Annotated in this window: 19 protein-coding genes; 5 read left to right on the forward strand and 14 right to left on the reverse strand. The window is 46.7% G+C overall.

Features of this window, described 5'->3' with window-relative positions:
• Positions 1–11 precede the first annotated feature (11 nt).
• A complete protein-coding gene (dnaA, locus tag EXU85_RS30595) occupies positions 12–1,421 on the reverse strand; it encodes a chromosomal replication initiator protein DnaA (RefSeq protein WP_142775718.1) in 1,410 nt (469 codons plus the stop codon).
• Between the two features lie 362 nt (positions 1,422–1,783).
• Entirely contained in the window at positions 1,784–3,277 is a 1,494-nt protein-coding gene (locus EXU85_RS30600; RefSeq protein WP_142775719.1) for an energy transducer TonB, read from the reverse strand.
• Positions 3,278–3,627: 350 nt separating this feature from the next.
• On the opposite strand from EXU85_RS30600, the gene EXU85_RS30605 reads away from it, so the two are divergent.
• On the forward strand, positions 3,628–4,980 hold the full coding sequence (locus tag EXU85_RS30605; RefSeq protein WP_142775720.1) for a methylmalonyl-CoA mutase family protein: 1,353 nt from the start codon (positions 3,628–3,630) through the stop codon (positions 4,978–4,980).
• A gap of 11 nt (positions 4,981–4,991) precedes the next feature.
• Positions 4,992–7,178 carry a methylmalonyl-CoA mutase gene (gene scpA / locus EXU85_RS30610; RefSeq protein WP_142775721.1) on the forward strand — a complete coding sequence of 729 codons (2,187 nt, stop codon included), beginning with the start codon at positions 4,992–4,994 and terminating at the stop codon, positions 7,176–7,178.
• A gap of 151 nt (positions 7,179–7,329) precedes the next feature.
• Here the strand turns inward: scpA and EXU85_RS30615 are convergent, their stop codons facing one another.
• Entirely contained in the window at positions 7,330–9,012 is a 1,683-nt protein-coding gene (locus EXU85_RS30615; RefSeq protein ID WP_142775722.1) for a hypothetical protein, read from the reverse strand.
• 195 nt (positions 9,013–9,207) lie between these two features.
• Positions 9,208–11,370 carry a tetratricopeptide repeat protein gene (locus EXU85_RS30620; RefSeq protein ID WP_142775723.1) on the reverse strand — a complete coding sequence of 721 codons (2,163 nt, stop codon included), beginning with the start codon at positions 11,368–11,370 and terminating at the stop codon, positions 9,208–9,210.
• Between the two features lie 110 nt (positions 11,371–11,480).
• Between EXU85_RS30620 and EXU85_RS30625 the strand changes: the two genes are divergently transcribed.
• Complete coding sequence (locus EXU85_RS30625; protein WP_142775724.1) at positions 11,481–12,368, forward strand: DNA/RNA non-specific endonuclease; 888 nt, start codon at positions 11,481–11,483, stop codon at positions 12,366–12,368.
• Between the two features lie 99 nt (positions 12,369–12,467).
• Here EXU85_RS30625 and EXU85_RS30630 read toward each other — a convergent pair whose 3' ends face one another.
• Positions 12,468–13,553, reverse strand: a complete 1,086-nt coding sequence (locus EXU85_RS30630; protein WP_142775725.1) for a fatty acid desaturase — start codon at positions 13,551–13,553, stop codon at positions 12,468–12,470.
• 149 nt (positions 13,554–13,702) lie between these two features.
• Positions 13,703–14,599, reverse strand: coding sequence for a phosphogluconate dehydrogenase (NAD(+)-dependent, decarboxylating) (gene gnd, locus EXU85_RS30635; protein WP_142775726.1), 897 nt, complete (start codon positions 14,597–14,599; stop codon positions 13,703–13,705).
• A 266-nt stretch (positions 14,600–14,865) separates the two neighbouring features.
• Between gnd and EXU85_RS30640 the strand changes: the two genes are divergently transcribed.
• Positions 14,866–16,230 (forward strand): tetratricopeptide repeat protein, encoded by a 1,365-nt coding sequence (locus EXU85_RS30640; protein WP_142775727.1) that lies wholly within the window; start codon positions 14,866–14,868, stop codon positions 16,228–16,230.
• A gap of 35 nt (positions 16,231–16,265) precedes the next feature.
• Here EXU85_RS30640 and EXU85_RS30645 read toward each other — a convergent pair whose 3' ends face one another.
• The 8 genes from EXU85_RS30645 to EXU85_RS30680 form a co-directional block, all read right to left on the reverse strand.
• Entirely contained in the window at positions 16,266–16,625 is a 360-nt protein-coding gene (locus tag EXU85_RS30645) for a VanZ family protein (protein WP_142775728.1), read from the reverse strand.
• Positions 16,622–17,347 (reverse strand): gliding motility-associated ABC transporter permease subunit GldF, encoded by a 726-nt coding sequence (gene gldF / locus EXU85_RS30650; protein ID WP_142775729.1) that lies wholly within the window; start codon positions 17,345–17,347, stop codon positions 16,622–16,624. The genes EXU85_RS30645 and gldF overlap by 4 nt, the downstream gene beginning before the upstream one ends.
• Before the next feature lie 118 nt (positions 17,348–17,465).
• Complete coding sequence (locus EXU85_RS30655; protein WP_142775730.1) at positions 17,466–17,987, reverse strand: DUF4199 domain-containing protein; 522 nt, start codon at positions 17,985–17,987, stop codon at positions 17,466–17,468.
• Between the two features lie 26 nt (positions 17,988–18,013).
• On the reverse strand, positions 18,014–18,565 hold the full coding sequence (locus EXU85_RS30660) for a DUF4199 domain-containing protein (protein ID WP_142775731.1): 552 nt from the start codon (positions 18,563–18,565) through the stop codon (positions 18,014–18,016).
• Entirely contained in the window at positions 18,562–19,905 is a 1,344-nt protein-coding gene (locus EXU85_RS30665; protein ID WP_142775732.1) for a dihydroorotase family protein, read from the reverse strand. Before EXU85_RS30665 ends, EXU85_RS30660 begins: the two co-directional genes overlap by 4 nt.
• 99 nt (positions 19,906–20,004) lie before the next feature.
• On the reverse strand, positions 20,005–20,388 hold the full coding sequence (gcvH, locus tag EXU85_RS30670) for a glycine cleavage system protein GcvH (protein ID WP_142775733.1): 384 nt from the start codon (positions 20,386–20,388) through the stop codon (positions 20,005–20,007).
• Positions 20,389–20,499: 111 nt separating this feature from the next.
• A complete protein-coding gene (locus EXU85_RS30675) occupies positions 20,500–21,558 on the reverse strand; it encodes an aldo/keto reductase (RefSeq protein WP_142775734.1) in 1,059 nt (352 codons plus the stop codon).
• A gap of 120 nt (positions 21,559–21,678) precedes the next feature.
• On the reverse strand, positions 21,679–22,491 hold the full coding sequence (locus EXU85_RS30680) for an SDR family oxidoreductase (RefSeq protein WP_142775735.1): 813 nt from the start codon (positions 22,489–22,491) through the stop codon (positions 21,679–21,681).
• 82 nt (positions 22,492–22,573) lie between these two features.
• On the opposite strand from EXU85_RS30680, the gene EXU85_RS30685 reads away from it, so the two are divergent.
• Entirely contained in the window at positions 22,574–22,918 is a 345-nt protein-coding gene (locus tag EXU85_RS30685; protein WP_142775736.1) for a MerR family transcriptional regulator, read from the forward strand.
• Positions 22,919–22,930 lie beyond the last annotated feature (12 nt).

Raw genomic sequence — 22,930 nt, forward strand, 5'->3', positions numbered from 1 at the left:
CGACAAAAAAATCACTTAAACTGGGCTTTCAGCTTCTCGATAGCATCGCGCGTTTCGGCATGTTTGGCTACCAGGTCGCTGATGGTTTGAACAGCGTGGATAACCGTACTATGATCGCGCCCACCAAAATGATAACCAATGGATTTGAGCGACAGGTCGGTTTTTTCTTTAGCTAAATACATGGCAATCTGCCGAGGATGTACCAGTTCGCGCTTCCGGCTTTTTGCTTTCAGATCCGCAATTGTCACATTAAAATAATCGGCAACGGCTTCCTGCACCGAGTCAATCGTGACTTCGCGGTCTGAATCAACGACGATGTTTCGCAGAGTTTGCTTGGCCAGTTCAAGGTCGATATCCCGCCGATTCAGCGATGCCTGCGCCATTAACGACACAATAACCCCCTCCAGCTCCCGTACGTTTGTGTTGACACTGTGTGCCAGGTATTCAATTACATTATTCTCAATATAAATGCCTTCGGCCTGGAGCTTTTTCTGAATGATAGCAATCCGCGTTTCGAGATCAGGCGTTTGCAAATCTGCCGATAGCCCCCATTTGAATCGGGAGAGTAAGCGGTCTTCCAGCCCATCCAGTGCCCGTGGAGCCCGGTCGGAGGTCATGATAATCTGCTTCCCGGACTGGTGCAGGTGGTTGAAAATATGGAAGAAGATTTCCTGCGTTTTTTCCTTCTTCTGCAAGAACTGTACATCGTCGATCACCAGTACATCTACCTGCATGTAAAAGGAGGTAAAGTCGCGAATACCGTCGCTACGAACAGCGTTCAGGAACTGGTTGGTAAACTTCTCGGATGTAACGTACAGTACAAATTTGTTCTGATTGTTATTCTTGATGTAGTTTCCAATAGCCTGCACCAAATGCGTTTTTCCCAGACCAACACCGCCGTATATCATGAGCGGATTGAACGACGTAACACCTGGTCGCTCGGCAACGGCGTACCCCGCTGAACGCGCCAGACGATTGCAATCACCTTCTACATAATTATCAAATGTGTAGGTCGGGTTCAGATAAGAATCGAGCGTAAGCGAATCCAGATCTTTAAAAATAAAGGGACTTTTGATCAGATCCGGGCTAACGTTATCCGGTTTGGACGTTTGGGTTGACTTCGTAGTGGGTATGTTTACCGTAAGAGGGCGGTTTTGGGCATTCCCCTTATCGACGATAATCGAGTACTCCAACTGCCCATTGGGACCAATTGCGGTATCGAGTGCCTTCCGCAGGGCATGTACAAAGTTCTCTTCAAGCCATTCGTAAAAAAACTCGCTCGGTACCTGAATCGTCAGTACATGACCGTTAAGTCGCAGGGGCACAATGGGTTCGAACCACGTATTGAAACTTTGTTCGGGTACGATCTCCCGAATAACGGTCAGACAGCGATTCCACACCGTCGTTATTTCACGCTGCATGCCTGGCTGAGTAGTTACATTCACGGGAGAACATTTTCAATTACGGTTGGGGTCGCAAAAAAGGGAGACAAATATGGGGAAAATATCTGACCCGGCCATACAGACGACGTCAGGTTTTTTGAGCACCGCTGTCTTTCGTTTCAATGTTAAGCTAAAATTACGCCATTCATCGGGAAGGTCAAAGGGCGATTCAAATCCCTTTGAATAATACAATCAGGGTATCCATTAAGCGGCAATAAACGCAGTTTTCTCCCGAAAAGATAAAAAGATTGCTATTGCCATCAGAAGCAGAGCCCTTAGCTGAAGAATAAGCTTGCGTAGGATAGCTAACCTCTACAAAATCCATTATGATTTCATAAAGGTCAGTTCAGGCTAAAATTGATCGGCACCGTATAATTCATGCGAACCTCCATTCCCCGCCGAATACCCGGCTTCCAGAGCCCACTCATCAGGCTTACAATCCGGATAGCCTCCTGATCCAATTCTGGATGAACAGGTTTAGTCACCTCATACTCACTCAATGTACCATCCGCCCCAACCATAAACCTGACAAATACCTTACTTTGGGTCTTCTTCAGCTTAGTATCGAACGGGTAACGCAGGTTCTTTCTTAGAAATTGCTCCAGGCCAGCCATACCATTCTGAAATTCTGGTGGATTTTCTAAGGTTGTGTAACGCACGGTATCACGCCCAACTGCCCAGGCTTTCCCAGCCCGACAGATTCCTTTATCATATTGTTCTTCATAAAAATACGAACCGTCGGCGTAGCGGCCCGTCCAAACTCCCTGCTTGAATGCTCCTTCCACTGGACCAGTTTCTGTAAAGAGCGTTTTCCGGGTAGTGTCTAGATGAGAGGTCTTTATAGCTCGAAAAATAGCTGTACCATACCCTTTATCTACTAACACAAGGCCTGTACTATCCCGCATAGATATGATTTGCGGAAGCTGGTCAGGTTGCTCATAGACGATTATAGCGTATTCCTGACCTGTTGGATACCAGGACATTACATGCTTTATCAGGGTGGGTTTCCAGCTATTAACCAACCCAGTATTACTGAGCTTTACTGTTGATCTATAATTTCGGGTTACTTCAAGTAAAGCACCGTTGGGAGCATAGCTGAACAGGTCGAAGGGCTCGCCCTTCTTATCATAACTAATTGAACTGAGCATGATACCATCTTCGTCTATTTCGTAAGACTTATCAAACAGTTCATTGGTGGGTGTTCGATAGCTTAATCGGGTAATGCGTTTCCCAGTTGGCGTTTTGTTCGTAAGCTCCTCCCGAACAAGCTTGTAACGTGTATCCTCTATCCATGACGTAGCACCTTTGCTTTTATATAAAACCATATCGCCAGACGGAAGCCAGTTTGGTTTTACAGGTTTAACGAGTTTGTATCGAGTTTTCCAGTTGGTCGAATCAACAAGCCCCTTATTCTTGTCATAATAGTTGATTTGGGCACCATTTTCATAAATAAATGGCTTATTGGGCTTAAAGACAACGGGATATGTTACCTGCTGGCGAACTGGCTTGCCAGCCTTTAGTGCTGGTTTCCACGCGTTAAAGGTAGAAAATACCCGAACGGCTTCAGTGTCACAGTCAGCTTGTAAACCTTGCAATATGCTAACGCCCGATACAAAACCATTCGGCTCAACGGTTCCGGTAACAATCACCCGACCTGCCAATCCCAGCTTTAAGGCAGTCACTGGTTTTCGTAAACTGATTCGTACATAAGAATCAATTGACTTTTGCCCCCCGCGAGGCTCGGCCATACTATCAACTTCGAACGGTTTATAGATAGGCTGTTGGGCTTCTGCAAAATAAGATAGGAGCAAAGCACCAATAAGCCAGATTTTCATGATATAAATGAATTGATAAGCATGTTCAAAACAGAACGTGTGAATTGACCAATAAAAATATAGACACTTAATCAAGTGTACAATTTTAAGCCGGCATTCCCTACTTTACAGACTGGCTGTAGCTGTAATCTTTAGTTGATATAGAAGGTTATACACCTGCGTATTTCCAACTTCTAGGCCATCGCTTTTTTTTAACTTTCCGTTTACGGCTACTAAAAATGGTATAAGCGGTTCCTAGTTGTCTTGCTGGATTACAGCACCTGGTCCAACATTGCTGATAATGGTCAGGGGTTGTATCGTGTTCGAATTTATAGATTACTTTTACCTATATATCATTTCAACCATAGCTGATGGAGCCACCTTCTTCGTCCTTATTTCCGGCTACCGACAAATCGGCCTGGCAGGCGCAGGTTCAGAAAGAATTAAAAACCGAGGGCGCTTACGAGACCCTTCGCTGGCATACAGACGAGGGCTTCACGCTGGAACCCTACTATACTGCCGCTGATCTTTCCGACCTACCCTTAGCCACGATTCAGGAAGCTCAGAAGCAGGTTCCGGGCTGGCTTACTGCCCCAGAACGATTTATTGCCAATGAAAAAGCGGATAATATCCGGCTTCGGGATACGCTTACCCGTGGAGCCGATGCCCTGGTGCTTACGTTAGCCAAAGGACCCGATTTAATGCCTTTGTTGAATGGCATTAAACTTAGTGAAACGCCTGTTTTTTTTCGTCTCAGTGCCGAAACAGGAGGCATCAACTGGGTCGATTTGATTCGTTCGTTAAAAACCGTTGCGCCCTACCAGCTTAAAGGAGGTTTGCTCACAAACACGGATATAACCACGGCCGAAGTGACGCGACTAACCGCCGACTCGCCCCAGTTCCGGACGGTCTGCGCCAGCAGCCATGACTTCCATAATGCCGGGGCCACAGCCACACAGGAACTGGCCTTTACACTGGCTTCACTGGCCGATAGCTACGACCTGTTGACCAATGAAGGACTAACGATTGATCAACTCATTCCGAAAACGATCATTTCACTTTCTGTCGGAACGAGTTACTTTCTTGAAATTGCCAAGCTTCGTGCATTACGGGTGCTTTTTAGTCGCTTCATTACCCATTATCCATTATCCAGTAGTCATTATCCAGTAGTCATCCACGCCCAAACCTCTACTTTTTACGACACTACCGCCACGCCCTATACCAATTTGCTTCGGGCAACTACCGAATCGATGGCTGCCGTTATCGGTGGATGTGATGTACTAACGATTCATCCGTATGATACCGTTTTAGGTCGATCAGCCGAAATGACAGATCAGGAAAAGGCAAACCGTGATTTCTCCGAACGGATTGCCCGGAACGTTTCACTGCTGTTGAAAGATGAGAGTTATTTAGACCGAGTAGCCGACCCATCGGCAGGGTCGTATTACATTGAGAATTTGACACAGCAGCTAACAGAAACTGCCTGGACCTTATTTCTGGATGTTGAACAGCAAGGCGGGTTTGCGAAGGCGTTAGCGAGTGGGTTCATTTCAACTGAGCTTGAGCAAGCCTATCAGGCGAAAGTAGAGGCAGTACGAAACGGAAAGGTGCTGGTAGGCGTAACGAAGTTCCGCTCCGATGAACCCGGAGATCAACCGTATAAGGGGTCTGAACATAAGGAAGGTTTATTGCCCAATCAACGACTGGCGCAGGCGTTTGAGTAAATCCATACAGCATGAGACCCGATTTCAACACAATAACCGAGCAAGAGGCTGCGAGCAGGGAGCAGGGACTTCCCAGCAAACCCAATGCCTCTGTGCCTTACACTACCGCCGAAGGAATCAAACTCAAATCCCGCTTTACGGTTGCCGACGTTTTCAGCGCTGGTCATCTACAGTACGCAGCCGGAATTCCTCCTTTTTTACGGGGGCCTTACGCCAGTATGTACGTCCGCCAACCCTGGACTGTCCGGCAATATGCGGGATTCTCAACCGCCGAGGAGTCGAATGCCTTCTACCGACGCAATCTGGCGGGTGGCCAAAAGGGGCTTTCCGTTGCGTTCGATTTAGCCACCCACCGAGGATACGACTCCGACCACCCGCGCGTAGTGGGCGATGTAGGCAAAGCGGGCGTAGCCATTGACTCGGTCGAAGACATGAAAATCCTCTTCGATCAGATCCCCCTGGATCAGATGTCGGTGTCGATGACCATGAACGGGGCCGTACTGCCCATTATGGCATTTTATATCGTAGCGGCAGAAGAACAGGGCGTACCGCCCGAAAAGCTCTCAGGCACTATTCAAAACGACATCTTGAAGGAGTTTATGGTGCGGAATACGTATATCTATCCACCCGAACCCTCTATGCGCATCGTTGGTGATATTTTCGCATACACCAGCCAGCATATGCCGAAGTTCAACTCCATCAGCATCAGCGGCTATCACATGCATGAAGCGGGCGCACCCGCCCAACTCGAACTGGCCTATACCCTGGCCGATGGGCTTGAGTACATACGCACAGGACTACGGGCAGGCATGAGTATCGACGACTTTGCCCCTCGTCTGTCGTTCTTCTGGGGGATCGGGATGAATCACTTCATGGAGATTGCCAAACTGCGCGCTGGTCGGTTACTTTGGGCGAAAATTGTGAAGCAATTTGAACCCAAAAATTCAAAATCGCTGGCGTTACGCACACACTGCCAGACCTCGGGCTACAGCCTGACCGAACAAGACCCCTTTAACAATGTAGCCCGGACAACCATCGAAGCACTTGCCGCTGTACTGGGTGGCACCCAGAGTCTTCATACAAACTCGCTGGATGAAGCCATTGCGCTCCCGACCGACTTTTCGGCTCGAATTGCCCGCAACACGCAATTGTATCTTCAACACGAAACCGACATTACCCGCGCTGTTGATCCCTGGGGCGGCTCGTATTACGTTGAGTTTCTGACCAAAGAATTAGTCGATAAAGCATGGGCGTTAATGGAGGAAGTTGAACAGTTAGGGGGCATGACAAAAGCCATTGAAACGGGCCTCCCCAAACTCCGCATTGAAGAAGCTGCCGCTCGCAAGCAGGCACGTATCGACTCGGGAAAAGATGTTATTGTAGGCGTCAATCGGTACAAACCCGAAACCGAAACCAGCATTGACTTACTCGACATTGATAATCAGGCGGTGCGCGAAAGCCAGATCAAACGACTAACAGTGATCAAGGAGACCCGGAATACGAAACAGGTTGAACAAGCGCTGGCCGCTTTAACAGAGGCTGCATTTAGCTCACTGGAACCCCAGCCTACCCCTGCCCCGAGCCCCCTGCTCCCTGCTAAAAACCTCCTCGCCCTGGCTATTGAAGCGGCTCGCCACCGTGCTACCCTCGGCGAAATTTCTGACGCTATGGAAAAAGCTTTTGGCCGACACAAGGCCACAATTCGGGCCGTGTCAGGAATTTACTCTGCCGAAGTATCCGACGATGAGAATTTCCGGCTTGCCCGCGAAATGAGCGATCGCTTTGCTGAACTCGATGGTCGTCGGCCACGAATTCTGGTAGCCAAAATGGGACAGGATGGACACGACCGGGGCGCTAAAGTGATTGCCACCAGCTTTGCCGATTTAGGCTTCGATGTCGATATGGGTCCCCTTTTCCAGACGCCCGCCGAAGTAGCCCGACAAGCTGCCGAAAACGATGTGCATATTGTCGGCGTATCAAGCCTGGCCGCAGGGCACAAAACCCTGGTACCACAACTGATTGAGGAGTTAACGAAAATCGGCCGCGACGATATCATCGTTATTGCGGGAGGAGTTATTCCGGCTCAGGATTACCAGTTTCTGTATGATGCAGGCGTAAAAGGTGTGTTTGGACCAGGCACCGTAATTTCAGTGGCAGCCCAGAAGATTTTACAGGAGTTGATGGCCGACTATTCCTAAAAAGAAACGCGAAATGAATTTATTAACTCCAGACGCCGGACTTTTGATCTGGCAGCTTATTGTGTTGGGTTGCCTTGCGCTGATGCTTGCAGGCATCGTTCGCTGGGCTGTTCATCAATTTAAGAAGTGATTGCTCAGCGATCTTCTTTCTCTATTTAGGGCAATTATTGCATACTGCCACAGCAATTCGTTTAACTTTTGGCATCGTAGCCCGCCCTAAAAAAATTTCATCGCCAGTCAGATTAATTTCAGTAACAAATTCGTAACCACCTTCGGTATATCGAACCTGCATAGCTATTTTTTTATCGGGGGTTGCATAAGGATTGTGGGCAGCAATCAGAATCTGATCCCCATTTACAATAGCTCGGGCAAATGGCAAACTATTTCGTTTAAGGTCGCCCGCGTTGTATTGATGCCAGGTTTGTCCATTATCAAAAGAGCATTCAGTTCGTTGGTTCAGGTAGGTTTCGCGCCCATTAAATAGATCCCGGTGATGATAGAAAAGCCGCCACAGGCCATGTAAATAATGTTCATAACAGGCATAGTTTCGATCATTACCTACGCCTTTCTCCGGATCGCTATCAGGAAGGATAGTCTGGTTAGGTGTTAAATCGACTATATCATCCCAAAACAGCACACCATCGGCCCCGGTAAACCAATAGAATATAGCCGTTCCTTCGGCAACGGCAGGTGGAGCGGCATGGTCGGCTTTGGGGCTATCGCCAGGGTCTCCGCTCTGGGTATTGAACATCCACTGCCAGGCAATGCGTTTTTTAGACGATAGGGCGCTATTTACTTCCTGCTCGCCTAATACCCCGGCCAGCCAATGGGTTTCCTGCTCACCTGTGTGCGAGGCCGCATAATCGAAGGCAGGTGACCGGTTATACACGCCAGGCATTTGAAAGTCTACGTAATCGGAAAATGATTTCCCTACTATGCTGTCGGGCATACCCCGATCCTGAGAAGACAGAATAGATAAGCCTGGATTGGCAGGCGTGTGCTGGGCGGGGGTAGCCCACAGCCAATCGGGTCCGGCCGAATAGTCGGCATAGCGTGTAAAACCAAAATTATTGTGAGGTACTGGTTCAATGGAGCCTATTTCGGTAGTGGCACTGGAAACAGTACGCAGGGAAGCCGCCATAAACACGAATAAATTAACTTGCTCCTGTTGGCTCGTTGTTACAGGAATTCCATCATCTTCTACATCTAAAAAAATACGGCCATAGGTACTTATTTCCCCGGTCGGTGGACAATCGCCAAATGTCCTACAGCCATCACTCAACTGATCCATTGCCGCTCTGAGGCTATTCTTGCTAGTAAGATCCCCTGGAGGCCGAACAAAGTAGGTGTATGGAGCGTAATTTCGATCTTTAGTCCACAGCAGATTGAATTCATTAGTCGGTGGATAATAAAAGTGGTTCCTAACCACAATCATTGCCCGCTGGCTTTGTTTCAGGCGACTTTTCCATCCAAGGGGTTTCTCATTGTAGATTGGAATTCGCTGCTCATCAAAAGTCATTCGGGTGCGTTCGATCGCCGTAAAGCCACGTCGGAACAGTTTTTCCCAATCCTGCTGAACATGTAAATTCCGCCCAGCACCATTGAAGGTTACGGATTTACTAGCAGGCAGATAGAAATCGCCAACGACGTCAATATTCCAATATCCTTTTTGATTGGGCGGAGTTGGGACAAACGTTGCTCTGGGCGTTGGTATAAGCGGACTCAGTCGGACTGACTGCGCTTTAGCTTCACCTGCCCAAATTCTGAGTATACCAATCAGACTGACAATCAGCAGGATATATGAATTTACAAGTACTCTGTATATAGATAGCATGCACCCAATAGTTAACAAACTTCAACAAAAAGTACATACCAATAAGTATGCCACCTTCATTTTGTATGCATGCATCTTTGTACGGGTGCGTTCGATAGCCATTTATTCTCTTTACAGATTTTAAGATATATGCAAAGCAAAAAGCCTGTTTTCTTAAAAAAACAGGCTTTTCTAGAAAAATCTACAAGTTGTGGACTAATACTTATTGATAATCGAATCGGGCAACACTTTCACATCGATGCCAAAGGCTTTAAGTAAGTTTGCCCGGTTATTCTGTCCATCTACATAGGCCGGGTTCACTATCATTGAGCGGTTATAGTAGTAGGATGCCAGTTCAAGTTTCTGCCGGTTGTTCTGTGTCTGTCCCTCACCCTGGTAAATCACGCCGAGGTTGTTATAGGCCGGTGCATAGGCATTGGCAGCACGAATCGTCTGCTTATAATAGTATTTAGCCGAGTCGACGTTGGGCGTAATTTTCTGGAACACATAGGCCATCGAAAAATAAGCTTCACCAAAGCTGGGGTAAATCCGGGTTGATTCCTGTAGGTGATCGAGTGCCCAGCGGCCATGCTTGTTAGCATGCGCGATATTCGTATCGATTAATGTTTGAGCCTTCTTGATCTGTTCCACAGTAGGCTTCGGCTTAAGAGCGTTTGTGGCGTTGGCAATAGAATCGGCCTTGGCGCGATCTTTCAGTCCTTTTTCAATCCACTCATTGGCTACATGACGTTGCACCTGACAGCTATTGGGCGCATAAGGAAGTGCTGAATTGAAAAGGACAAAGTTATTTTCCCAATCACGGTTACGCTCAACAGTTTTGAAGGAATATAACCCAGCCACGACGGCCATCAGACCTAACAACGGCGCATAGCGGACCAGTATCGGTTTGGGCGAACTTTCTGAGTTGCGGACGAGTAGTTTTTGTAAAGCCCAGACGAGTATAAAGCCAAATCCCATAACAGCCGCATAGGAGAAACGTTCGGCAAAAATACCACCCCGGAACCAGATAAAGCCCAGACCAGGTGCCATAGTTACAAAAAACCAGACGATACCAAAGCCCCAAAGGGTACGTTTCATAAATCCTTTCCAGGCCAGCCAAACCAACCCTATGAACGTAAAAAAGCCAGCCCATGTCAGTATATCGCCCTTACCGCCCGATGGGATAACGTTATAGGAATAGTCGTATACCAACGGGTGCGGTAAAATAAGCAAACGCAGGTAGTATTCCAGAAACTTAAACATGGTCGACTTCTGGGTCTTCTCAATGGCGTATGGGTAGTTAGCCCAGTCAATAGGCGGAGTACCACTAAGGGTACCAATCATTTTCTGCTTCTGGTAGAAAAACAGCGCTGTAACAATCAGGAATGGCCATAAACTAATGAGTGATTGCCAGACATTCCGACGGGCAAACCAATATTGCATAGCTGGAATTAAGGCCAGACTCACAATGGATGATTCTTTCGAGAGAAAGGCAAAGTAGAGCGATGCACAGGCAAGACCCAGCCAGCTTCCCGATAGAGCTCCCATAATCAGTACACCTAGTATACCACCCGCTGTACTGCCTAAGGTATTCACCATCAAGCTACTGCCAATAACCCAGCCTCCTACAACAGAAAAGAGTCCCAGTATGCCGCCTAACGGCCAGTCATTGACAGGCCCTTTGAACCAGAACGGAGAATCGGATTCCAGATGCTTCCAGTAGGAAAGCAGCATCAGCGAAATAAACAGGAAACTCAGAATTTCATCGCGGCCTTTAATGTTGGCAACAATCTCCGTGTGAAGTGGATGGGCAATAAAAACTAATCCGATCAAAAATGCGGTGATCGTTTGGTTGGTCAGCCATTTCTGTAATAATACACCGACAATTAAGCCGGTTACTCCATACAGCCCCGCATTAATCATGTGGCTGATGTTAGGATTATCTTTAAAATATTCTTGCTCCATCGCAAAGGTGATGAGCGAAAGCGGACGATAATAGCCTAGCGAAATATTACTAAAGTGCCAAAATTCCGTGCGCAATAAGTCGGGAATACCGGCAAGGCCTTTTTTTACGAATAAGTTCTGCCCAACAGCAGCTATATCGTCCAGCGCATATTGATGCCCAAATGTGTTTATGTATAAAGCAAACCCGAGTAACGCCAAAATAGCAGGTGGCCACCACGCCACAGGCCGTCTCTCAATAGGGAGTTCAGGCGTTTCAGCAGGTTTTGTTACAGTTGGACGCACGGGGGCACGCTGGGCAGTATCAACTGGGCGAGTTGCGCTGGGCCGCACGGTTCCCGGTGTCGTGTTTGGTGTGGGTTTGGAAGCTGCCGAGCGAGGATTCTCGTAGCCAGATGGTTGCTTTTTTTTAGCCATAACAGCAGGTACTCGTCTATTTTAGGTCAGTTAAATTCCCCAGTCAGATTTACGAATTAGCTACGTAGAGAATTACTACATTTATGGATTGATCGTAAAGTTCCGTAAGAATGTCAGCAAAATCAATCCAACTTCATCATCCGTTCAAAACTATTATTTTAGCGGTCAGTCTGGGGCTCCTGCTGAACGGTTGTCTGACGGTTCGTCCAACAGTGTCCGCAACACCTACAGTTACGGCTCCTCTCAATCGTGCCAACAACCTTGCTCTCGGCAATCCGAGTGGAGCATCGGCCAGTAATCCCAACAATTACCTCATCAGTCGCCCGCAATACATACTGTCCTATAGTCGTGTCCGGGGCATTGCAAACTGGGTAAGCTGGCGCCTAAGCCCATCCTGGAAAGGCGATGCCAAACGAACAACTGAGTTCCGGCCAGACCCTTCATTACCAACGGGTTGGTACGCTGCCCGCCCGTCAGATTATACCAATACCGGCTTCGACCGGGGCCACCTTTGTCCATCCGACGACCGCGACATAACGCCCGAGGATAATGCCGCCACCTTCCTCCTATCCAACATCGTGCCACAAGCGCCAAGGCACAATCGGGAAGTCTGGAAAAGTTTAGAAGACTATGAACGACAACTAATGTCGAACGGTAACGATGTCTATATTATTGCCGGAGTAGCTGGTACTGGTGGCATTGGCCAGAATGGTTTTGCAACCACGCTGGCCAATGGGAAACTAACCGTTCCAGCCTCCTTATGGAAGATACTGGTGGTAGTACCTTCCGGTACTGACAATACATTTCAGATCACAGCCAACACCCGAGTGATTGCGGTAAATATTCCTAATAATCAGACGGCTGCCGACAAACCCTGGCGTGCTTACCTAACCAGTATTGATGAACTCGAAAATCTAACCGGCTACGACTTTCTGTCCAATGTACCAGTTGACATCCAGCAGATTATTGAAAGGCAGATTGACGGAGGGAATAGTTAGGTACGGCAAGCAGTTAAACTTAACACAGAGGCACCGAGAACACAGAGTATTATTTATCACTCTATATTCTCGGTGCCTCTGTGTTTATAAAATGGATGCTTATGCAGCCACAACTGACACTTGTGGCATGGCGGGAACCACAGTCTTCAATGGAATTCGCTGCGTACGCTTTCGAAGTAGGGCAATTGCTTCCTGATCATCAGCAAAGGCATTGTTGATATTAACCATATTTCGAGCTAATACATCGTATTTCTTAAACATCAGCAGGAAGAAAACTTGCCCAAAATCTATACCATCGAAAACAACAGCCTGATTTTGAGCATATTTATCTTTAGTTTTCAGAAAAAAGGTTGGGTGTTCGGTCCAGTGCATGGCAGGTCGAACATGATGACTGATATGGTAGCCATCATTCCAGCATTTTTTGTTATACCGCACATTAATGCAGGTAATACTGTTTTTATAGGCATTACCTGGGTCTTCGAAATCCACGAATGAGTGTTGCGTCCAGTTGCCCAGCATAGCAATGAACCGATAGATAAAGAGCGGAAAAATGAACACCAAAAACGTAGCCTTCCAGTTTATGAAGCACAGACCAACACAAACAATGGTGAATATAATCTCACCGGTTAAGGCGCGGGTAGCCAATTTCGGGCGATTTTTCTGGCGAAGGTAATTCAGCAGGTTTCGCACGCCAATTGCAAAAAAACGGCCGAAATAAGCCATAAAACTCCAAAAGCTATCTCGCTGATACGTCATCGTGCTGCTATCATCCTCTTCGAGGTTATTTTCAGGATGGTGCATTCCAATATGGTGACTATAGTATGTTTCAGGTGTATGACCAAAAAACGGAGCCAGTATCCAGGGCAGAAACTTATTCATCCAGTCATACTCCGTTTTGAAAAACTGCCGATGGCTCGTACAGTGCAACATCAGTCCAAAAGGGCCTTTAATGCCTAGATTACTAAAGATAAAATGAAGCGCTGCCACTGCCCACCAAGCCCATCCTGTCAAAAAAGGCATAAATAAGAGTACACTGAGTGGAATGAGCGTCAGACAAATGCGGATGGTGAGATAAATAAAGGGTAAGTCGCGTTCGTCTTTAATAAACTGGAGAAAAAAACGATCCAGTCGATTATAATTGCCTACAGTAAAGGTAGGGTCCTGAATAGTGCTCAATAACTTCATGCAACAGGTACGGTGGTTAAGAGATAGTTAAACAAAAAACGGGTCGTTTCAATTATCGTTCATAGCGAAATTGAAACGACCCGAACCTTTGTGTAATACTAACGAAAAAAAACGGAACTGGATTTAAATATTTCTCGTTAGGAGAAAATTTATTTTTTCTCGACGGCATGCCCACCGAATTCATTTCGTAGCGCTGCCACTACTTTCCCGGTAAACGTATCATCCTGTAAAGAACGATAACGAGTCATCAAGGCCAGCGCCATTACGGGTGTTGGCACACCCAGATCAAGAGCTGTTTCAAGCGTCCATTTCCCTTCGCCAGAAGAAAACATTCGACCTTTGATAGCGTCTAGTTTTGGGTCTTTACTAAAGGCATGTTCAGTTAACTCCATTAGCCAGCCGCGAATGACCGAGCCATGACTCCACATTTTGGCCACAGCTTCAAAATCAAACGGGAACGGACTTTTTTCCAATACTTCAAACCCCTCAGCAATAGACTGCATCATCCCATATTCGATTCCATTATGGACCATTTTGGTAAAGTGTCCGCTACCTGCCGGACCCGTGTATAAATAACCATCTTCCACAGATATAGCCTGAAACACGCCATGGAGTGGCTCAATAACGTCTGGATCGCCACCTACCATAGTGCAGGCTCCGTGTAATGCGCCACTGATGCCGCCACTAGTTCCACAATCCAGGAAGCCAATGCCTTTTTGTTTTAGATAATCATGCCGTCGAATTGAATCCTTATAGTGAGAGTTACCACCATCAATAATAACATCGCCCGGCTGCATAACAACCAGTAGTTGCTCAATAACCGTATCAATCAGCGGTCCAGCCGGAATCATCAGCCATAGTACGCGCTTCTCCGGCAATGCATTATAAAGTTCTGGCAAGGTGTTAGCGCCCTGGGCACCTTCATTCTTAACGCCTTCAACCAGAGTTGGGTTAATATCATAACCAACAACCGTATGGCCATGCTTTACTAAGTTACTGACGAGGTTAAACCCCATTTTGCCTAAGCCAATGAATCCAATATGCATAACAACCAATAGTTTGAGTGGTAAAATTGACGTTTTCCCCTACTCCTTTTCTACAGCTTTTAGCGGTTAATTAACCACCTATTTTCAAAATTGAGCACGTCTTTAGGTATTGTTAAAAGCTAACAAATCTGCCAGCTAAAAGGGCCGTAGATTAATCTAAAATCATAATAGATAACAACATTTTCACCCTACAACACAATTTAGCTACAAATAATAATTATATTTTCCCCCGAATAGTCCCTTGCTAACCTAATCCATTCATAATCATGCAAAAATTGTCCGTAACTGTCCTAATTCTTGTTTTTTGTTTAATAACCAGGCTATCTTCTGCCCAGCAAACAGCTGCCGACTACTTTAACGAAGGTATTCAGAAGAGCAATGCGAAAGATTATCCCGGTGCTTTACAGGCCTTTTCCACAGCTATTATTCTTAACCCTGAAAATGCACCGAGTTACTACAACCGTGCTTTAGCAAAAATTAGTTTAAATGACATTCAGGGTGCCAACCTTGATCTTGACCAATCTCTTGAACTTAACCCTGGCGATGCCAATGCGTATCTTTACCGTGGCTTAAATCGCACTCGGCAGGAAGACTTCCGGGGAGCTATGCAGGATTTTAATCGGGCCATTGAACTCAACCCCACCGATGCCTTATTGTACTACCAGCGGGGGTTGTGCCGATTACAGATCAACTATATTAACAGTGCACTCGCCGACTTCAATAAAGCAGCTACCTTATCCCCGACAGATGTTAATATTCTAACCGCTCGTGGCAATTGCAAAATGCAATTGAACGACTATAAAGGTGCTTTAGCTGACTTTGCACTTACGCTTGAAAAGGCCCCTAACAAAACGCAGGCATTAGCCGGGCGTGGTTATGCTCGTTTTAAACTGGAAGATTACAAAGGTGCAATGGCCGACTTTAACCGAGCCATCGAACTCAGTAAAGACGAAGCCGAGCTTTATTATCATCGTGGTTTGGTAAAAACCCGACTGGGTGAGTTTGAGAACGCCGTGGCTGATTTTGATAAAACGGTACAGTTAAATCCTACCCACTATAAAGCGCTATTTAGCCGGGGGTTCTGTAAAAGTCGCACAGGCGGTGCCAAACAGGCTATTGCCGATATTGATAAGTCTATTGAAATGGGGACCGTTAGCAATCAGAATAAAGCGTACTACAGCGACTTCATCACGGCCAGTACGTTGTCACTTTTTGGTTCTATCGTTCAGGATCGCTATCGGGTAACGGAATTAGCTGATGATCGCTCGGATGCCTATTTAGTGCGAGGTATTCTTAAAAACTCGAATGGGGAAGGAAAATCGGCTCTACAGGACCTTAATCGAGCAGTTGAGCTAAATCCTACCAACGCTGAAGCCTATTTCATACGGGGAATGGTTCGCTCATCGCTTGGCGATCAGAAAGGATCACTGATTGATTGCAACAGTACCATCAAATTGAATCCACGTCATGCGGAAGCCTATTATCTGCGTGGTATTATTCGCTATGATTCAGGGGATGAGTCTAATGCCTGCATTGACATGAGCCGGGCGGGTGAACTAGGCTACTCTCAGGCTTATAAGGTAATTGGTGCCAAGTGCAACAGTATACAACGGGCTACGGCTTTAAAATAGAGGACTTTCAGATTCGTAGTGTTATAAACGTAACACTACGAATCTATAGTTTTGTACGTTTTATGAACGGCCCATGCCATAAACACCCCTACAACAGTACCCGCTGCATCGGCTAATAAATCAATCCAATCGGCACTCCGGTTGATGGGCAATACGTACTGTAATACTTCAATAAGCCCCCCGAACAAGACTCCAGCAACCAGCACATAGCTCATCCGAAAACCTGCTAATATCCATAATAGAGCAAAAGGGGCAAATATGACGACGTGCATAAATTTATCATTAAACGTCACCAATTCACCCGGCAAATCAGCATGAGGAGTAAGACAGCCTAGTAGCATGATGATGGTCCAGACAATAGCCAGCCATCGAAATACAGTTAAGGAAATTCTCATAAGGTTGATTTTAGCCGATTGGTCGTCAAAAAGAGAAACAAAACAAGTAAGCTAAGCAAATAAATAACATTCCGACTATCAATCACTCCTCTGCCCAGCGCCCTATACTGTTCATCCAGCGCAAACAATGACAGGTAGTACGATAACCCGCCGAGCAATGATAAACCTGCCAGAGCACCGAGACCAACATACAGTAGAAAGCAGAAAAACGCACCCAGTACAAAGGCCACTACCTGGTTATCATTAAATGATGATGCCCATAGGCCAATAGCGACAAATACACCGGCCAGCAACACCAGTCCAAGGTATGAGCCAAATACGCCGGCGGAGTCGATATTGCCAACTGGTGAACCGAGTTGATAGAGGGAATAATAATAGACTAAAGTAGGCAGGAGCGTGATAACCACAAGCAACCAGCTCGCCAGGAATTTTCCACCTACAATACCCCATCCACTAACAGGTTTGGTGAGTAGCCATTCAAGTGTACCCGAACGCACTTCATCGGCTATGGAACGCATTGTAATGGCAGGTACCAGAAATAACAGTAGATAGGGTGTCAGATTGAAAAACGTACCCATATCGGCATACCCATTTTCGAGCAGGCTTGTATCAGGAAACACCCACAGCAACAACCCAACGGCTGTCAGAAACACGCCCATGATTATATAAGCAATGGGCGATGAGAAGAATTGATTGATTTCTTTACGAAAAATGGCCAGCACTTTTTTGTCAGCAGTGAAGTAAGTGGAGTTAGTAAAGTAGTGGAGTTAGTGGAATAAGTAAAGTTAATAACATAGCTTACTAACTCATTTCACGAACTCCACTACTTCACCAACTCCCCTATTCAAACGGATTGGTTTTGTTTTTGCGTATGAAAGCGGCTATAACCAGTGAGAAAATAACACCTATCAGAATGGTCATGAAGATACCAACGGCAAATGTTATCCCTGGGCTTTGAAATTTTTGCATCATGTCAACTGCCTGATCAACCTGCTCATCAGACATGTTTCCTTGCTCTTCCATCTGTTCACGAACCTGCTCGGTTAAGCGTTCCTGAAAGCCAGGATCAATAATGTTCGTATAAAAGATCGTGAACAAGGACGATAGGAACCCGGCAATGGCAGATAACAGGGTGCCCAGGCTCATACCATCTCCAAAACTCATATACCCTTCATTGGCAGATCGGTATTCGCGCATGCCCAGGATCAGACCAACAATCAGAATACCATAAATAACGAGACTAAGCCCACGGTTAGTTGCCTGATCGAGTGTATACAGAATGGTTGAGTAGAGAACCAAGGTAATGCCAGTTATAAGCCCCCATTTTAGGGCAACACGGGCGGTAGAAGTCTGGTTATTCATGATCGTGAGGAAATGAGTATAGTGCGTTACTGTAAAACGCTGTAGTCCTGTTTTCGGAAAATAAGCGAAATAATAAGCACAGGCAGCACGGCTAAGGCTGTTTTTTTCGTCAGTTCGTCGGGAAGCAGGACTGACGGCGTCATTTTGATCGTTTTATCCCATTGCTCGGCAAAGGTTTCAGGACCAAACTGGTCTGTAAGCTGTTTCTTACCATCCAGTAATAGCTTCTTCGAGTTAACGATATATTCCGCAAATACACCCGGATCAATTTGAGTCACAAACAGATAAATGAGCCAGCCCGTTACTAAAGCCGCAACCGTATTCAGAACATAACCAATGGTCAGGCCTTCCCACAAATGCAGTCGACCATGACCAATATATTTTCGATAATACCAGACTGTGGCCACCATAACAATGATATGAATGCCGTAATCCAGTACCCGAATATTACCCAGAGCGGGGATACCAATGGCATACAAAGCCAGAAAATACAGAAAGCACAAAACACCCGTCAGCAATCCGGCCAGGAGCGGAATTTTCAACAACGGATGCCCAAAATAATTCAGAATACTTTTCATGTGGTTGGCTTAAATTGGCCATGATGTACGGTTCCGACTACGCGGCCCGTGAATGATTGCCCCAGAAACGGGGAGTTCTTGGATTTTGACAACGTACGCTCATAGCGCCAGGTAGCAGTTGGGTCAAAAAGCGTCAGACTGGCCGACTGTCCTTCGGCAATAGTCACGTCCGGTAGTCGCAGAATGGCTCGGGGGTTACTCGTGAGTTTCTCTATGAGTTGCAACAGCGGTAAGCCCTGATTGTGCGTTACAAGGGCAGCAAAGACCGTTTCCAGCCCAATGATACCAAATTCAGCTTGGTCGAATTCCAGATTTTTACTCTCGGCATCCTGGGGTGAATGATCAGATACAATTGCGTCAATCGTCCCATCAGCTAAGCCTGCCCAAAGGGCAGCCACATCCGTTGATGATCGAAAGGGTGGGTTTACTTTTAAATTCGTATCGAAACCCGATAAGGCCGAGTCATCAAACACTAACTGGTGAACCGCCACATCGCAACTTACAGGCATCCCCTGTGCTTTCGCCTGCCGGATCAGTTCAACCGACCGGGCAGTAGATAGGGTGGAGAAGTGTAATACTGGGTGCAGGGGGCTCGGAGCACGGGGCCCAGCGCCCAGCGAATTTGAAGCTGTTGTTTCACTCTGCTCCATGCTCCGGGCTCCGAGCACGTAGTCCAGCAATCGTAAATCGCGCTCAACAAGTAGCTCTTCCGCTAAAGCGGGCATTCCCTTGAGGCCAAGCAATGTACTTTGAATCCCTTCATGCATTTGGCCAAATCGAGTCAGTAGCTGCTCTTCGGGCCGATTCATGAGCAAGCCGTTAATCGGTTGCAGATATTGGAGTGTTTTGAGCAGCAGATCAGGATTCTGGAGTGGGTGTGTCCCATCAGAAAACGCAACGGCTCCGGCATGATGCAGGTCCAGCATTTCCGTAAAGTCATCGCCAGCCGCTTTTTTTGTTACAGCCGCAATCACATGAACGTTCACAGGTTGCCCTTCGGCCATTCGTCGGACGTACCCCAGCGTTCCCTTATCGTCTATTACCGGCTGCGTGTTGGGCAACACGGCAATATCGGTAAAACCACCGGCGGCTGCCGCCCTACATACGCTGGTCAGGTCTTCTTTATGCTCGTAGCCAGGGTCTTGTGCCAATACACGCATATCGACCCAACCCGGTGACACATGCAGATTGTCCGACTCAATGATCCTGTAGTCAGAACCAACAGACAAGTTTTGGCCAAGCTGACGAATCAGGCCGTTTTCAACCAGAATATCAACCACCTGCCCATCCAGGGGCGATGCAGTATCAACAACACGGGCAGAACGGATTAGAAATTGCATAGAAAATTTCCCTCTGCGTTTTTGAGAAGAGGGCTGCGAGTGAAGTAATTATCTAAAAAAAGGCCCCTTACGGAGCCTTCTACTAGTTTATTCAGTGAATCAGGCACCTACCAATTCCCGGTAGGCATCAGCGGTTAATAACCCATCCTTTGCTCCCGCATCGGCAGGTTTCAGACGAATAATCCAACCTTCGCCATACGGATCGCTATTTAATAATTCAGGGCTTTTCTCAATGGCTGGATTCAGCTCAAGTACTTCACCTTCGATGGGTAAAAACAAGTCTGATACCGTTTTAACAGCCTCAACTGCACCAAAAACTTCCCCCTTTCCGAGTGATTGACCTACCGTATTGACATCAATGAAAATAATATCGCCCAACTCATTCTGCGCGAATTCAGTAATACCAACTACTGCTGTACCATCATCTTCGATCCGAATCCATTCGTGATCCTCCGTATAACTCAGTTCTGCGGGAAAATTCATTTTCAGGGGGTCTTAATTTATACGCACAAAATACGGCAGATGAGACCGGATTTGCAAACAGTAATGCGACTGGAAAGCCGCACTTTAGTTATAAGCAGCTTTCCAGTCGCATTACTTCGCTACCGTCGATTGATTGGGTGAGAAATTATATGCCCCCAGTCGGTCACTGCTCTGGCGCTGAATCATCCACTGCGGATAGGGTTTCGTGTTAGCACTTACTTCATCGAGCCGGTCGAGTTGCTCGGTCGTCAGGCTTACTTCAACAGCCTTTATATTATCGGCCAGCTGGTCGGTATTTTTAGCGCCGATAATTACACTTGTTACCCCCGGTTTAGCCAATACCCAGGCTAGTGCGATTCGAGCTACCGAAACCCCATGTGCTTCGGCAATGGTCTGCATGACTTCGATAATGTCGTATGCACGTTCCTGATTAACGGGCGGAAAATCAAAGGCAAGTCGGCGGGAATCGCCGTCGGGTTTGTTATCGCGGGTGTATTTTCCAGATAAAAATCCGCCTGCCAATGGGCTCCAGGGCAAAATACCCATCTGCTGATCCTGTACCATGGGCACGATTTCGTTTTCGAGGTCGCGCCCGGCAATGGAATAGTAATTCTGAGTGGATACAAACTTTGTCCAGCCGTTTTTCTCAGCAATACCATTTGCCTTCATGACCTGCCAGGCTGCCAGATTTGAGCAGCCAATGTAGCGAACTTTGCCACTTCTCACCACATCTTCCAAACCCCGCATGGTTTCTTCCAGAGGTGTTATGGGGTCAAATCCATGAATTTGATACAAGTCAACGTGGTCCATCTGAAGGCGTTTCAGACTACCTTCTATCTGCTGCATGATTTGCAGACGACCTAAACCAACCTGATTTTTACCTTCGCCCATTCGCCCACGCACTTTGGTAGCAATCACAAGCTCATCCCGCGATAAACCGAGCGATTTCAATGATTGACCCAGCAATCGTTCTGACTCACCAAATGAATAGACATTGGCCGTATCAATGAAGTTGATTCCATTATCTATCGACGCTTTAACAATGTCGTTGACGGCATTCTGCTGCAGTTCGCCCATAGCTTTCCAGTAGCCATTTCCACCAAAGGTCATGGTGCCCAGGCAGATTTCGGAGACTAATACACCGGTATTTCCAAGCGGATTATATTTCATACGTTAGTTGATTGGGGTTTGTTAAGTCAACCTAGATAGTAGGTCGATTGTTGATCGGGGATTCCGGTCTTTGTGCTAATAAATTGTGTTGCAATAGATAAGGTAATAGCCTGCACGGCTTTACTCATTAAAAAATCGGTCATCCACTACTTTCCTGAACACTTCGGCACCTACCTGTAAGCGTTGCGCATATAATGCTTTGGCATCCTCACCAGCTACGTACCGTAATTGACTCCTGCCATCGGTAGCTGCTTCATACACGACTTCGGCTATTTGTTCGGCAGTTGAGTAAGTTGCCAGGCGGGCTGGATCTGTAAAGGCAGCCATTACTTTATTGAGTTGGCCAGTATAGGCCTCGTGGGATGTCAGAACAATTGAGCGGCCTGAAAAATCGGTTGTAATACCACCCGGAGAAACCGTTTTGATACCAATACCAAACTTGGACAATTCAAACGACATGCTTTCACTCCAGCCTTCCAAGGCCCATTTTGTAGCATGATATACCGAATTAAACGGAAATGCAACCAGTCCACCAATCGACGTAGTGCTAATAAACAACCCTGATTTCTTCGCTCTGAAGTGTGGTATAAATGCCTGCGTAACCCGAATAACGCCCAGCAGATTTGTTTCCAGTTGTTTCACAATCTGCTCATCGGTGGTGCCTTCTAAAGGCCCAGCCAGTCCATACCCTGCATTATTGAACACTACATCTACCTTACCCCTGGCGGTCACTTGCCGAGCTGTAGCTTGTATCTGTTCGAGATTAGTAACGTCCAGGGGTAAAAGTTTAATGGACGAAATTTGAGTAAGCTCAGTTTCGTTTTCGGGCGTACGCATTGTGGCAATCACGTTCCAACCCTTGTTGGCAAACAAGATGGCTGCCGCTTTACCCAATCCACTCGATGCACCAGTGATAAAAATTGTCTTTGTCATTGTTGAGAATGGTTTCATATTCGTATAGCGAACAAATTGGAGTTAACTCCAGAATTCCCACTAATCAGAATTTTTCAGAAAAATGTATATCCGCGAACTAGCCGACCGAACCGGTATAACACCCGACACAATTCGTTTTTATGAGAAGTTGAATTTACTACAAGGCAATCGCCAAAGTCGTCGGGGACACCGTCAGTATGACGAGTCGCACGTGGCGGGATTACTCCAGATTAAGTTTATTAAAGCTATGGGATTCACTCTCAAAGACATACAGGAGAAATTTGTAGACTGGCGAGCGGGTAAACTTACTAATTTTGAAAAACGGGCTATCCTGGCAGCACAACTTCAAAAAATGGACGAAGCAGCTGCCGAAATCGATCAGGTGAGAGCGTATTTGCGAAAAAAGATTGGCTTGTTTCCGGATTGATCTTCCTCCTGG

The sequence above is a fragment of the Spirosoma sp. KCTC 42546 genome (assembly GCF_006965485.1).
In the GTDB taxonomy this organism is placed as follows: domain Bacteria; phylum Bacteroidota; class Bacteroidia; order Cytophagales; family Spirosomataceae; genus Spirosoma.

Bases quoted from the DNA above. Each gene is read 5' to 3' on its own strand.
- EXU85_RS30680 (WP_142775735.1), bottom strand. From the start codon at position 22,491: ATGACAAAGACAATTTTTATCACTGGTGCATCGAGTGGATTGGGTAAA.
- EXU85_RS30685 (WP_142775736.1), top strand. From the start codon at position 22,574: ATGTATATCCGCGAACTAGCCGACCGAACCGGTATAACACCCGACACA.
- EXU85_RS30600 (WP_142775719.1), bottom strand. From the start codon at position 3,277: ATGAAAATCTGGCTTATTGGTGCTTTGCTCCTATCTTATTTTGCAGAA.
- EXU85_RS30665 (WP_142775732.1), bottom strand. From the start codon at position 19,905: ATGCAATTTCTAATCCGTTCTGCCCGTGTTGTTGATACTGCATCGCCC.
- EXU85_RS30640 (WP_142775727.1), top strand. From the start codon at position 14,866: ATGCAAAAATTGTCCGTAACTGTCCTAATTCTTGTTTTTTGTTTAATA.
- scpA (WP_142775721.1), top strand. From the start codon at position 4,992: ATGAGACCCGATTTCAACACAATAACCGAGCAAGAGGCTGCGAGCAGG.
- EXU85_RS30605 (WP_142775720.1), top strand. From the start codon at position 3,628: ATGGAGCCACCTTCTTCGTCCTTATTTCCGGCTACCGACAAATCGGCC.
- EXU85_RS30620 (WP_142775723.1), bottom strand. From the start codon at position 11,370: ATGGCTAAAAAAAAGCAACCATCTGGCTACGAGAATCCTCGCTCGGCA.
- gnd (WP_142775726.1), bottom strand. From the start codon at position 14,599: ATGCATATTGGATTCATTGGCTTAGGCAAAATGGGGTTTAACCTCGTC.
- EXU85_RS30655 (WP_142775730.1), bottom strand. From the start codon at position 17,987: ATGAATAACCAGACTTCTACCGCCCGTGTTGCCCTAAAATGGGGGCTT.
- gcvH (WP_142775733.1), bottom strand. From the start codon at position 20,388: ATGAATTTTCCCGCAGAACTGAGTTATACGGAGGATCACGAATGGATT.
- dnaA (WP_142775718.1), bottom strand. From the start codon at position 1,421: ATGCAGCGTGAAATAACGACGGTGTGGAATCGCTGTCTGACCGTTATT.
- EXU85_RS30645 (WP_142775728.1), bottom strand. From the start codon at position 16,625: ATGAGAATTTCCTTAACTGTATTTCGATGGCTGGCTATTGTCTGGACC.
- EXU85_RS30615 (WP_142775722.1), bottom strand. From the start codon at position 9,012: ATGCTATCTATATACAGAGTACTTGTAAATTCATATATCCTGCTGATT.
- EXU85_RS30630 (WP_142775725.1), bottom strand. From the start codon at position 13,553: ATGAAGTTATTGAGCACTATTCAGGACCCTACCTTTACTGTAGGCAAT.
- EXU85_RS30660 (WP_142775731.1), bottom strand. From the start codon at position 18,565: ATGAAAAGTATTCTGAATTATTTTGGGCATCCGTTGTTGAAAATTCCG.
- EXU85_RS30675 (WP_142775734.1), bottom strand. From the start codon at position 21,558: ATGAAATATAATCCGCTTGGAAATACCGGTGTATTAGTCTCCGAAATC.
- EXU85_RS30625 (WP_142775724.1), top strand. From the start codon at position 11,481: ATGTCAGCAAAATCAATCCAACTTCATCATCCGTTCAAAACTATTATT.